We start from the raw sequence: 12,493 nt of genomic DNA, 5'->3' as shown, positions 1-12,493 counted from the left end.
TAATATGGCTTTATTTGAAAGTTATGACCGTCGTATCGAGCATATCAACGCGGTTTTAAAAGAATATGGTATCAACGGTATCGAAGATGCAAAGGCTATCTGCGACGCTAAAGGTATCGACCCTTATACAATGTGTAAGGAAACACAACCTATCTGTTTCGAAAATGCTTGCTGGGCTTATGTTGTAGGCGCTGCTATCGCAATTAAGAAAGGCTGCATGAATGCTGCTGAAGCTGCCGAAGCTATCGGTATCGGTCTGCAGGCATTCTGTATCGCCGGTTCTGTAGCCGACGATCGTAAGGTAGGTATCGGCCACGGTAACCTGGCTGCCCGTCTGCTTCGTGAAGAAACAAAATGTTTCGCATTCCTGGCTGGCCACGAATCATTCGCTGCTGCCGAAGGTGCAATCAAGATCGCTGAAATGGCAAACAAAGTTCGTAAAGAACCGTTGCGTGTCATCCTGAACGGTCTGGGTAAGGATGCTGCTAAAATCATCTCCCGTATCAACGGCTTTACTTACGTTCGCACTCAGTTCGACTATATGACTGGCGACGTAAACGTAGTGGAAGAAAAAGCATACTCTACCGGTCTGCGTGCAAAAGTTAAGTGCTACGGCGCTGACGATGTTCGCGAAGGTGTTGCCATCATGCGTAAAGAAGGTGTTGACGTATCTATCACAGGTAACTCAACCAACCCGACTCGCTTCCAGCACCCGGTTGCAGGTACTTACAAGAAAGAATGTATGGAAAACGGTCACCCGTATTTCTCTGTAGCATCCGGTGGTGGTACAGGCCGTACATTGCATCCGGACAACATGGCTGCCGGTCCTGCTTCTTATGGTATGACAGACACTATGGGCCGTATGCACGGTGACGCTCAGTTCGCTGGTTCTTCATCCGTTCCTGCTCACGTAGAAATGATGGGATTCCTCGGAATGGGTAACAACCCGATGGTAGGTGCTACGGTTGCTGTAGCCGTTGCTATCGAGGAAGCTATGAAGAAGTAATTTAGACTTACTGATATAGTAAAGCCCTTGCATTCTTAGGAATGCAAGGGCTTTTTATTTAAAGTATCCGATAAAAGATATAAATTATCAGAACAAAATAGGACTAAGGTTGTTATCTAATAAAACAAGCATCAAATTAAAAGTTCATTCGCATAAGGAATTATAACAGGAATTTAATTATTCCACGAAATATGCAAAGACAATAAACAATGACATCTAAAACAGGTAAACACTTGACAAGCTTCATCTTGTTCCCGATGATGTTCTTCTTGCTACTCTCCTGTCCAACAAAGAGAGAGTTCAAGCAGATGTTGCATATACCTGTTCGGACAGCCAATGTCGAAAATTGCAGTAATACGCTAAATACCTGTATCTTTGAGCTTTCTTCTTCCGGAAAAGAGCAGGATAAGCCTCAATATACATATCTATCCGATTTATTCTCAACAAGCACACATATTTATCTACCGATCCGGACAACCCTGTCTGAACAAGTAAGACGAAATACAGATGTATTCATACAGACTTCACTGTTCATCTGTTATCGTAAACTAATTATTTAAGACTGCGTCACAATTGAGTACCCTCTACAAACAAAAGACTTAAACAAATTAGTTCACTTACAAATACATTTAGAATATGATAAATCAGAATAAACAGGAGATGTCCTATACATACTCCATGATCGGCTTATTTACCCTTTCATTACGGTTAGTGGTCGGATGGACCTATTTTTCAGCTTTCTGGAGACGCCTTATTTTAGAGAATAAACTGATACCGGATATGCCCGGCTATATAGGAGAAAAGTTCAATCACTTCCTGCCCAATGCCCTTGGCATTAAACCGATGATCGAATATCTGGTCACAAACCCGGATGTCCTTTGGTGGGCAATGGTTATATTTACAATTATAGAAGGGATCGTCGGACTATTCATCATGCTGGGATTGTTCACCCGGCTAATGAGTATCGGGGTATTCAGTCTGGCTACCGGTATTCTGTTAGGTTCGGGATGGCTGGGTACTACCTGTCTCGATGAATGGCAGATCGGGATATTAGGGGCTGTCGCCGGATTCACGGTCTTCTTATCGGGAGGAGGCAAATATTCCCTCGACTACCTGTTACTTCCCAAGATGCATTGGTTGCGCAATCAACCATGGCTTGTGTGGTTAACCTCCGGAGCGTTACCGTTGAGAACCGGCACAATCAATAAAATAGCCGGAATCGGCGCTTTTGCACTGTTATTCCTGTCGCTTGCCACCAACCAGGTCTTTCACAATGGGGTCTGGGGAAAACTGCATAACAAATCGGTCAAGCCAAAGATTGAAATATCGGATCCAAGTATCGATCACGGCAAACTATCCTTTACGGTCTATCGCGTGGAAGGAGCGGATGTTTACGGGTCTTTCCTGATCGGTATCACACTGAAAGACAAAGAAGGAAATGTGGTTCTGGACAAGGATGCAGAAGCACTGTCCAAGTTTCCGGCGTCAGACATCCAAAACAAGTATATTGCCAAAGTCGCACCGGGCAAGCATAGCCTGGTAATACCGCTCGGCAGCAAAGCAGGCTTAACGATCAGTGACCGTTCCATAGCCAATCTGCCGAAAGGGACATATACCCTGCTCCTTACTGACATTAGCGGGATTACCTGGAAAGAAGAGTTTACACATGAAGAATAGATATACCAATCCCCACAAAAAAGGAGTGTATCAAAAGTCCTATTTATAGCGTCTGTGTCCTGGCGGGCTTGACCCGCCATCTCATCCTGATCACTGTAGATCAGTTTAGTATAAGGTTGCGGGGCAAGCCCGCAATGACACGCTAAAACGTTAGAACTTACTTTTGACACATTCCCTTTTTTCCAAGCACTAACCCTGCTTTATCCAATCATAAAGCTTTAGGGTAGCAACGACCTGAGATATTCCGGAAATTCGGCAGTCGTCCAGTTTCCTTCATATTTCCGGCCATTCACAAAGAAAGTAGGTGTGCTATCCACTCCGTTCTTCTCGCCTGAAGTATAGTCGTCCTGTACTTTACGGGCATAAGATTCCAGGCCGAAATCATGTTTAAACTTCTCCACATCCATATCGATGATACGGGCATACTCGATCAAATGGGCATCATCCAACTCACGCTGGTTCTCAAGCAGGATATCATGCATTTCCCAGAACTTCCCCTGACCCGAAGCAGCTTCTGCAGCAATAGCCGCATGCAAGGCATACGGGTGTACTTCCTCCAACGGAAAGTTACGGAAGACAAAGCGGATATTATCTCCCTGCTCTTTCAGGATATCCTGCATGATATAAAACGCCTTTTTACAATACGGACACTGATAGTCGGCGTACTCCACAATCTCTATCGGAGCCTCGGCAGGACCCAGGATATGATCCTTTTCTGTAACATGTAAACTCATATCGATAACTATTTTATTGATTATGAATTAAGAACACCTCTATCCGGTTGTTTGTTGCAAATATTATGCAATCAATCCGGATTGTTTGCATAGTTTTTATTTACCTTCGCAGGTATGAAAAGAGGATATGCAGATTTGCCGCTTCATTACGGGACAGTACCTCCTTGGCTTGCCCAGCGCATGTGCCTGTTGGGAGGCGCCATCGTCGAAGCGATTGTGATCGAATATGGACGCGCGGCTTTACTGCAACGGCTGAGCGATCCGTTCTGGTTCCAGTCACTGGGATGTGTATTGGGGATGGACTGGCATTCGTCCGGCATTACGACATCAGTAATGAACGCCCTGAAGAAAGCGATCAATAAGCGGTCGGAAGAGTTGGGCGTATATGTATGCGGCGGACGCGGAAAGGCATCCCTCCAGACACCGGCAGAGCTTTTGGCCATAGCAGGCAGGACCGGACTGAACGGAGACGAGCTGGTAAAACACAGCAAACTGTCTGCGAAAGTGGACAACACAGCCGTGCAAGACGGCTTTCAGCTATATCTTCACTCTTTTGTCGTTACCAAAGAAGGGGAATGGGCGGTTGTCCAACAAGGCATGAACCCCAACGAACGGATGGCCCGCCGCTACCACTGGCTATCCTCCTCCCTCCGTTCCTTTATGGAAGAGCCCCATACATCTGTCTGCGGCCGCAACCAGGGACTGATCCTGAACCTCACCGATAAACTCGCCACTCCGACAAAAGAGGGTATCCTCGAACTGACCAAAGAGACACCCGACAAGCTTATGCATGAAGTATCCCTCATCCTGCCCCGCCACCACGAGGTGAAAGCTGAAGATGTCAACCTGAAACGTTTAGGCGCCGCCTTGATCCTGGCACACGAGACGAATGTTTCCGATATGGAGTCGCTCCTACTGCTTGAGGGGGTCGGCCCCCGGACATTGCAATCGTTGACATTGGTCAGCGAAGTGATACACGGAACCCCCTCACGATTCTCCGATCCGGCCCGTTTCTCTTTTGCACACGGCGGGAAAGACGGACATCCTTTTCCTGTCCCGACAAGTGTGTATGACGAGACGATCGAAGTATTCGACAAAGCGATCCGGCAGGCAAAGTTAGGAGACAAGGATAAATCCGAAGCCCTGAAGAATCTCTCCGTTATCTCACAAGAGATGGAGAAAGGCTATACACCCAACAATTACTTTGATAAACTGGTGGAACACGAACGAAACACCTCCTACAAATATGGCGGGAAAACAGTATATGGAGATGCTAAAAAGCCCAAAGGCAAAGGTGGGACGCAACTTAGCCTTTGGGACGAATAATGGTTATTTCCTAACTAACGTGTACTTATACCCCGTTTCCGAACAATCTTGCAAAAACAGCGTATCTCCCTTGATGGAGAGCGGGAAAGCCGGATTGGTTTCATAGAATACATCCATTAGGTAGGCTTCATAGCCTAAACCTGTATCCGCTTTACGCCAGTTCAGGGCACCCGGTTCCGCCTTGCCGTCTTCGGTCCAGACGTACCGGTCACCATCGAAAGTGATGAACGTATTCTCGTACTCGCAAAACTCACGGGCATTCTTGCCGCTTACCAGTTCCCATTTCCCGTTGACCAACTGCTTGATCTCCGGCAGGTCTTTTTCGATCAGCGAAAGGTTAGCCTTCGTTGTCTCTTTCTTCTTATTGTCCTGGCAGGCCGTACCCAGAGGAAGGATACAGACAAGCAGTAGCAGCCACACTTTCATCAGATTCTTCATATCTCTTGTTTATTTACAGTGTTCCTTAATCAATTTGTCGGCAAGCGGGTCGCCCAGCTCTTTTGCCTTATTGAACGCTTCGCAAGCCTCAGCCTTTTTCTCCAGGCGGACATAGCAGACGCCACGCAAACGGTAGCAAGCCCCGAAATCGGGAGCAATGGCAATCGCCTTCTCTATGCTCTTCAGGGCATCTTCATACTTCTGCAGACGCACATAAACGGAAGCTTCTTCAGCATAGTAATCCGGTGTCTGCGGGCTTGCCGAAATAGCCTCCTGGATGTCCTTCAACGCTCCTTCCAGATCACCGGCACGGAACTTCGCCTGTTCACGCAGGAAATAGAAGTTCGGCAACACCTTTCCGCCGGCCAGCACATAATAAAGATCATAATCGGCAATCGCCTCGGCATACTGTGCCAGACGGAGGCGCCAGTCGATCCGTTCCAGGACATAGGCAGCCGCTTCGTTATTCATATTCGCTCCGCACTTCTCGACAGCCTTGTCCAACAGGTCGATCACATCCCCGATATTGAACCCGGTGATCCGTTCTTTTGCTTTCGCCGCCATATAATAGGATGAGGCGGAAGCAATATCGCTGTTATTAACGATCATGTATTCATCGAATGCCTGTTGAAACTCGCCTTTATTGAAATAGATATCCGCTTTCAACTGATGGTAAGCAGGCAGGTCATCCTCTGCAATCGCCTTGTCCAACGCCTCCATAGCCGCATCGATTGACCAGGCAGGATCGGTCAAGGTCGTATCAGCCGAAGCCACACCATAAATCAGTTTGGCACGGTTATACCAACTATCCGCCTTCTTGTCGCTATACTTGGAGGCTGTCTTTATATCTTCCAAAGCTTTCTCCAGATAGGAGACCTCTTCAGCCGGCGAACTTGCCAGATCGGCACGGTTATAAGCATAGAGGTCGGCACGGTTCAAGTAGCCTTCCTGTGCGCTCGGGAAAGTGCCGATGAAATCATTGATTGTCTCCAGACGCGTCTTCGCATCCTGTGTCCCGGCAAGTAAATAGAGGGCAACGGATGCCTGGTCTACCTCTTTCGGCCATCCTTTCCGGATACCGATACTGCGGTAAACAGAGCCTAAATAGTCGGCAGACCCGATCGACAGGCTGCCCGCATAACCGGCGGAAAGACCGTAGCACACATCTTTCTTCCCCCCCGCATCGGCCTGCGCCAACGCAAAAACCTCGCCTTCGGGTGTCAATAACGGAGCATTCAGTTCGTTCTCATCCAATGCGATCGCCATCTTATAATATTTATAAGGATCTTTCAATTTACTCACTTCGGTAATTGCTCCCGACTTAAAAGACGCCGTCTTTCCGGTAGAAAAGGGCAAAAGGTAAGCATTCGTACCGTTCGCAACCGGTTCGGCAGCGATCACGAGAAAAGCGGCTTTCTTGGGGACCTCTACCTGGAACTTTATAACATCGTAGAGTTCATCCGCTCCCTGTATATTCTTAACCGGGTATGTCTTTCCTTCCGTATCGGTAACGGTCGCCTTCTCAGCCCCTTTGAAGATATCGTATGAAGAGACAGCATCACCGGCCTCGGAGACGAAAAATCCCGTACCCGTAGCCAGTTTGTTACCATCCTTTCCATAAGTTGTAATCGTAAAGACGGCCTTTTTAGCCTTGTCCATCCATTTAGGGGCGTTTTTCTGAGCTGCAGCCGACAGGCAGAGGCAGCTAATAAAGATCAATTGCAGTATTCGTTTCATTTCTTTTCATGTTATCAGATACGGACGCAAATGTAAGGATTTATCTCTAATTGTTATCCTTTTTCCCTTATCTTTGTCCAAACGTTTTACCTTTCAAACCTGTTATTTATGAAACATCTATTATTTATTCTTATGAGCAGTCTGTTTGCATACACCTCCCTTTCGGCAGGTAACTTTACAGTTGATAAGTTGAAAACGCGCGACGGCGGCGAGCTGGCCATCACATTCATCAAACATGCAAGCCTGATGATCGAATACGGCGGCCATGTCATACAGGTCGATCCCATCTCCGAATATGCCAACTATGCCACCTTCCCGAAAGCAGACATCATCCTGATCACTCACGAGCATGGCGACCACCTGGACAAGAAAGCCATTGCTGCGTCCGAAAAGGCCGGCACACTCATCATCGCGAACGAAAACAGCCAGAAAATCATCGGCAAGGGCACCGTCATGAAGAACGGAGACAAGCTCAAACCGACAGACTATCTGACGATCGAAGCCGTACCCGCCTACAACACGACTCCCGGAAGAGAGAAATTCCATCCCCGCCACCGTGACAACGGCTACATCCTGACATTAGGCGGCACGCGTATCTATATAGCCGGCGACACGGAAGACATCCCGGAGCTGAAGAATCTCAAAGACATAGACATCGCCTTCCTCCCGGTCAACCAGCCCTATACAATGACCGTTCCCCAGGCGGCCAACGCTGCAAGGATGTTCTCGCCGAAAATCCTGTACCCCTACCATTACGGGGACACAAAGATCAGCGAACTCAAAGAGGCTCTGCAAGGTAGCGGCGTGGAGGTAAGGATCCGGGAGATGCAATGACACAGGCGAACGCAAATCCGCTATTGCTCTTTTAAAAAGTAAACACAATTCCTTTTTTAACTTAATCTTGTCCTTCGGGAGCTACTCCGGATAGGGGTAAAAACGGCATTTCAGTCTTTAGGTTAAACGCAGGTCATGAACATGAATGCGGCTAATCTAAAACAAGGATTGATATGTTGATGAAAAATGTGATGTTGATTCTTTTCCTGGCAAACGCAAACACTCTCTTAGCCCAGGAAAACGACACGGTCAAGGTGGAGAAGCCCGCCGGAGTACCGGTAGTCTCTTACTCTTCCCCTAAAGAATACACCATAGCCGGGATCGAGGTGACAGGGTGCAAGGATTATGATGATTTTGTATTGATCGGCTTTTCCGGGCTTTCGGTAGGTGACGTGATTTCCGTTCCCGGAAGCCAGATAACAGATGCCGTCAAACGCTATTGGAAGCATGGCCTGTTTTCCGACGTGAAAATATCGGCATCCAGGATCGAGGATGACAAGATATGGCTCGAGATCCATCTCAAGCAGCGGTCCCGCGTCTCGCAGGTCAACTACAACGGCATTAAGAAATCGGAAAGAGAAGACCTGGAAAGTAGGCTGCAACTGAAGAAAGGACACCAGATCACGCCCAACCTGGCAGACCGGGCAAAGCTCGTCATACAAAAGTACTTCGAGGGAAAAGGATTCAAGAACGTAGATGTGGAGATCAACCAAACGGATGACCTGTCGCACGAAGGACAAGTTATCGTAGATGTAAACATCGATAAAAACGAAAAAGTAAAGATCCGCAAGATATCGTTCCGGGGTAATGAAGCTTTGACCGACTCCGAGCTGAAAAAGGCGATGAAAAAAACGAACGAGAAGTTTAACCTGTCACGGGACTTCAAAAGCAGCCTTCTTGAGATATTCTCCACAAAGAAATTTACAGCAGAGGAGTATGAGAAAGACAAAAAGAACATAATCTCGAAATATAATGAAATGGGTTACCGCGACGCAGTGCTGACAGCCGACACCATACGGAACGTCAATGATAAGACCGTCGACATCGACATCCGGATAGAGGAAGGCCGGAAATACTATCTGAAAGGGATTACGTTTGTCGGTAACACGCACTACTCGACCGATTTCCTTACCGGAGTGCTGAATATGAAAGCAGGGGAAGTCTACAATCAAAAGAAGCTGAACGAACGGCTTATCAGTGACGACGACGCCCTGTCGAACGTCTACTACAACAACGGTTACCTGTTCTTTAGCGCCGACCCCATAGAAACGGATGTCAGCAATGACTCCATCGCGTTGGAGATCCGCATACAGGAAGGCCCGCAGGCTGTCATCAACAGGGTCATCATCAATGGGAACGAGCGCCTTTATGAAGATGTGGTACGCCGTGAGCTGTACACCAAACCGGGAATGATGTTCAGCCGTGAAGACCTGATGCGTTCCGTACGCGAACTGGCCCAATCGGGGCATTTCGACCCGGAACGGTTGGTTCCGCAACCGCTGCCCAATGCCGAAAACGGGACGGTCGACATCAAATACGACCTTGTGTCAAAAGCCAATGACCAAATAGAATTCTCCGCCGGTTGGGGACAAACGGGACTGATCGGCAAACTAAGCCTGAAGTTCACCAATTTCTCGATGAAGAACCTCCTCAACCCCAATTCATACAAAGGCATCATCCCGCAAGGTGAAGGGCAGACGCTGACGTTGAGCGGTGAGACGAACGGGCGTTATTACCAGGCCTACAGCATTGCCTTCATGGACCCCTGGTTTGGGAAAAAGCGCCCGAACGCTCTTTCCCTGAACGCATACTTTTCCCGGCAGACCGGCATCAGCCAACGTTATTACGACCGCAACTACTATCAAAACAGTTTCGAACAGAGTTTTGACCCGGACCAGTCTTTTATGTCACTTGGGGGCTCCGTCGGATATGGCAAGCGGCTGAACTGGCCGGATAATTACTTTCAATTCTCGGCGACACTGAACTATCAGATGTATATAATGAAGAACTGGAACTCTTTCCTTGCTAAGAATGGCAACAGCCATAACATAAATCTCGAACTCCGGCTGCAACGTAATTCGATAGACAACCCTCTCTATACCCGGCGGGGGTCACAGCTGGATCTGTCCGTAGCCCTGACACCGCCCTATTCGTTGTTCGACGGAAAAGATTATGCCGCTATGGACGACCAAGACTCCCGAAAATTCAAGTTCGTCGAATATCACAAGTGGAAGTTTAAAGCCAAATTCTTTTCACCGCTTGCCCCCTCTTCCGTGAAGCGGACTCCGGTCTTGATGACACGCGTCGAATATGGATTTGTCGGCTCTTACAACAAGCATAAGAAATCGCCTTTCGAGACTTTCTATGTCGGGGGTGACGGGATGAGCGGTTATTCCGGTGCCTACGGGACTGAAACGATTGCTTTGAGAGGTTACGAAAACGGTTCTATTGCAGGCAGCGACGGTCCTGAGACATTCGGCTATGCTTATTCAAAGCTGGCGATGGAACTGCGTTATCCATTCTTACTGGAACCTTCATCGACGATATACGGGCTGGTGTTTCTGGAAGCGGGTAATGCCTGGAAGGATATGAAGTCATTCAATCCGTTCGACCTGAAACGATCGGCCGGAGTGGGTGTCCGTATCTTCCTTCCAATGATCGGCCTGATGGGACTGGATTGGGGATATGGCTTCGATGTTCCCAACTATGGAGGCAAGGGCAAACGCAACGGCAGTAAACTCAGTTTCGTATTAGGACAGGAGTTTTAATTCCTGCCCCTACGAAGCCTGCTATTTTGATTCAAATATTCTTGAAACTGTAAACAAGCGTGAAGGTCCTGACTTGTCAAGATCGCCTGCGAAATGGTATTGCAGTACTTCATGGGGTTATAGTGCCGTAAAGGAAGGAACAACCCGGCAGATAGAATGAACGATGCCGGATGTGTGCCCCTTCCATACCTACCCGCTATTCATGTCACAGCTGTGAAACAAAAGAAATCCAATTGTAACATAGAAGGAGGACAGTTGTGACATGCAAAGAATACAACCGTAACATGCAATAGAGGACCGATGGTTATCCGTTATTGATTCAAATATTCATACATGAACTAAAAATTGCGTCCAGTATCCCACCACAAACGACTGCCGGCATGGTCCGGTTTACCGAAGGCTTCGACAAGTCTCTCGTAGAGAGGGGCGTCGGTATCGACGATATCGGCGGGGAAGTTCAGGCGGCGAATCATCGTTTCAGTGTCGATGCAACCGTCTTTGCTGTTGTTGATACGCACTGGGAAGAGGCGAGGGTAGCCCGTACGCCGCTGTTCGGCCCAGGCTTCGCCACCTTCCGGGAAGAGGGCGATCCATTTCTGAGTGATTATCTTTTCGAGTTTCACTTCATGGGATGCCTCTTCCTCCCACTTGGGGGTGACAAGGCAACGGGCTGCAATATCGTTCGCTGGGTCGAAAGCGTCCCGATAGTCGGCCCCCACCCTTTCAGATTGCAGATAGTCATCCGATCCATCAGCCCCCCACTGGCGGAAAGAGGTGACAACGCCTTCGCGGTAACAAGTGCCGGGATCTTCCGCAGTCCACCCCCGGAGGGCGGCTTCGGCACGCAGGAACCAGATTTCAGCAGCGGTCATAAGAATCGGAGCGGTCGACTGGTTCACGTACAGACAGGAATGGGAGGCGTAGAGAAAATGGGAAAAGCAGGTACCTTGACGAATCCCCTTGTAGCGGTTCTTCAAAGCTACGACCGCCTCATCGCCCGGACGTTCCACATCTTCCGCACAGGGCTCGAAAAAGAGCTCCATGCGGGGATCTTCATAACCGGTGAGGATCGACTCCATAGAGGCGTTCATGAAAGCTTCGCCCCATACCCGGTTGATCTCGCCTAATGGGTTCTGATAGCCGTTGCGGGTCGAGACGCGTACGCATTCGGAAGGCTGTTCGAACACACCCGCTTTATCGAAGGCTGATTTGAGGAACTCCGCCTTAGCCCGCGCAGGGTCAACCATTGCGATACGGACAGCCAGACGCATCCGGAGTGAGTTGGCAAAACGGAGCCACGAGATGGGACGGCCGTCCAGCAGGATGTCAAACTTCGAGATATCCGGACCTTTCGCTCTCGACTCGGCATATTCACGGAGTATGCCGGCCGCTTCATCCAAGTCGCGAAAGAAAGCGTCGTAGGCTTCTTGCTGCGTATCGGGACGGTAATTGCCCTCGGTGTTTGCAAAGTTCGTATAGACGATAGGGCCGTAGATATCCGAGATGCGGTGCATCACTTCCACCTTCAATACCTTGGTCACGGCATAGACCGAGGGGTAAGCCACACGCGTGGAATCTTCCAGTTTCTTGATCTGGGGCAGGACATAAGCGTAGGTATAGCCCCAGTCGGTGCCATTCCAGCCGTCCTGAAGGTTATAATCAGAGTTATGGCTACCGCCATTCAGGGGTTTGTAATCATGCATATAGCCGCTGAACATATCGGCGTTCAGGTTCTGCATCAACTGGAAAGGCCAGTTCTTGCCTTTGCCGAAGTCGTAGTTGAAGTAGATACCTTGCTGGATGATGTCGAGCGGGATGCCGAGGTTATTGAAGTCGATCTTCATATCTTCGTCAGTGATGCCGGTCTGATCCGTATTGAAATCTTTGAAGTCGCCGGTGCACGAGACGAGCAAGGCGGATAGTGCCAACAGGGTGGCTACGAGTGTTATAGATAGCGTTCTCATAGGTCAATC

The 12,493-nt window shown here is 48.7% G+C and carries 9 protein-coding genes; 5 read left to right on the top strand and 4 right to left on the bottom strand.

Going from position 1 to position 12,493, the window contains the following annotated elements; all coding sequences use genetic code 11:
• The first annotated feature begins 4 nt into the window (after positions 1–4).
• Positions 5–1,006 carry a GGGtGRT protein gene (locus DWW90_RS10830; RefSeq protein WP_122344978.1) on the top strand — a complete coding sequence of 334 codons (1,002 nt, stop codon included), beginning with the start codon at positions 5–7 and terminating at the stop codon, positions 1,004–1,006.
• Between the two features lie 636 nt (positions 1,007–1,642).
• A complete protein-coding gene (locus tag DWW90_RS10825; protein ID WP_122344977.1) occupies positions 1,643–2,683 on the top strand; it encodes a TQO small subunit DoxD in 1,041 nt (346 codons plus the stop codon).
• Positions 2,684–2,901: 218 nt separating this feature from the next.
• On the opposite strand, the gene DWW90_RS10820 is transcribed toward DWW90_RS10825, so the two are convergent.
• Positions 2,902–3,417, bottom strand: coding sequence for a thioredoxin domain-containing protein (locus DWW90_RS10820; RefSeq protein WP_115499422.1), 516 nt, complete (start codon positions 3,415–3,417; stop codon positions 2,902–2,904).
• 114 nt (positions 3,418–3,531) lie between these two features.
• Between DWW90_RS10820 and DWW90_RS10815 the strand changes: the two genes are divergently transcribed.
• Entirely contained in the window at positions 3,532–4,743 is a 1,212-nt protein-coding gene (locus tag DWW90_RS10815) for a DUF763 domain-containing protein (RefSeq protein ID WP_122344976.1), read from the top strand.
• Between the two features lie 3 nt (positions 4,744–4,746).
• Here DWW90_RS10815 and DWW90_RS10810 read toward each other — a convergent pair whose 3' ends face one another.
• Positions 4,747–5,181: a hypothetical protein gene (locus tag DWW90_RS10810; RefSeq protein ID WP_115499424.1), complete on the bottom strand. Its 435-nt coding sequence runs from the start codon at positions 5,179–5,181 to the stop codon at positions 4,747–4,749.
• 9 nt (positions 5,182–5,190) lie between these two features.
• A complete protein-coding gene (locus DWW90_RS10805; protein WP_122344975.1) occupies positions 5,191–6,918 on the bottom strand; it encodes a serine protease in 1,728 nt (575 codons plus the stop codon).
• A gap of 108 nt (positions 6,919–7,026) precedes the next feature.
• Between DWW90_RS10805 and DWW90_RS10800 the strand changes: the two genes are divergently transcribed.
• Positions 7,027–7,752 carry an MBL fold metallo-hydrolase gene (locus DWW90_RS10800; RefSeq protein WP_122344974.1) on the top strand — a complete coding sequence of 242 codons (726 nt, stop codon included), beginning with the start codon at positions 7,027–7,029 and terminating at the stop codon, positions 7,750–7,752.
• Positions 7,753–7,925: 173 nt separating this feature from the next.
• On the top strand, positions 7,926–10,520 hold the full coding sequence (locus tag DWW90_RS10795) for an outer membrane protein assembly factor (RefSeq protein ID WP_122344973.1): 2,595 nt from the start codon (positions 7,926–7,928) through the stop codon (positions 10,518–10,520).
• A 338-nt stretch (positions 10,521–10,858) separates the two neighbouring features.
• On the opposite strand, the gene DWW90_RS10790 is transcribed toward DWW90_RS10795, so the two are convergent.
• Positions 10,859–12,484 (bottom strand): SusD/RagB family nutrient-binding outer membrane lipoprotein, encoded by a 1,626-nt coding sequence (locus DWW90_RS10790; protein ID WP_122344972.1) that lies wholly within the window; start codon positions 12,482–12,484, stop codon positions 10,859–10,861.
• Positions 12,485–12,493: the final 9 nt, after the last annotated feature.

This window comes from Parabacteroides sp. AF17-28 (assembly GCF_003479205.1).
Taxonomy (GTDB): domain Bacteria; phylum Bacteroidota; class Bacteroidia; order Bacteroidales; family Tannerellaceae; genus Parabacteroides; species Parabacteroides acidifaciens.
This window is presented reverse-complemented; position numbering and strand designations above follow the sequence as displayed.

What these genes read in the sequence shown, in the direction of transcription:
- DWW90_RS10795 (WP_122344973.1), top strand. Translation starts at nt 7,926, where the DNA reads ATGTTGATGAAAAATGTGATGTTGATTCTTTTCCTGGCAAACGCAAAC.
- DWW90_RS10820 (WP_115499422.1), bottom strand. Translation starts at nt 3,417, where the DNA reads ATGAGTTTACATGTTACAGAAAAGGATCATATCCTGGGTCCTGCCGAG.
- DWW90_RS10810 (WP_115499424.1), bottom strand. Translation starts at nt 5,181, where the DNA reads ATGAAGAATCTGATGAAAGTGTGGCTGCTACTGCTTGTCTGTATCCTT.
- DWW90_RS10830 (WP_122344978.1), top strand. Translation starts at nt 5, where the DNA reads ATGGCTTTATTTGAAAGTTATGACCGTCGTATCGAGCATATCAACGCG.
- DWW90_RS10800 (WP_122344974.1), top strand. Translation starts at nt 7,027, where the DNA reads ATGAAACATCTATTATTTATTCTTATGAGCAGTCTGTTTGCATACACC.
- DWW90_RS10825 (WP_122344977.1), top strand. Translation starts at nt 1,643, where the DNA reads ATGATAAATCAGAATAAACAGGAGATGTCCTATACATACTCCATGATC.
- DWW90_RS10815 (WP_122344976.1), top strand. Translation starts at nt 3,532, where the DNA reads ATGAAAAGAGGATATGCAGATTTGCCGCTTCATTACGGGACAGTACCT.
- DWW90_RS10805 (WP_122344975.1), bottom strand. Translation starts at nt 6,918, where the DNA reads ATGAAACGAATACTGCAATTGATCTTTATTAGCTGCCTCTGCCTGTCG.
- DWW90_RS10790 (WP_122344972.1), bottom strand. Translation starts at nt 12,484, where the DNA reads ATGAGAACGCTATCTATAACACTCGTAGCCACCCTGTTGGCACTATCC.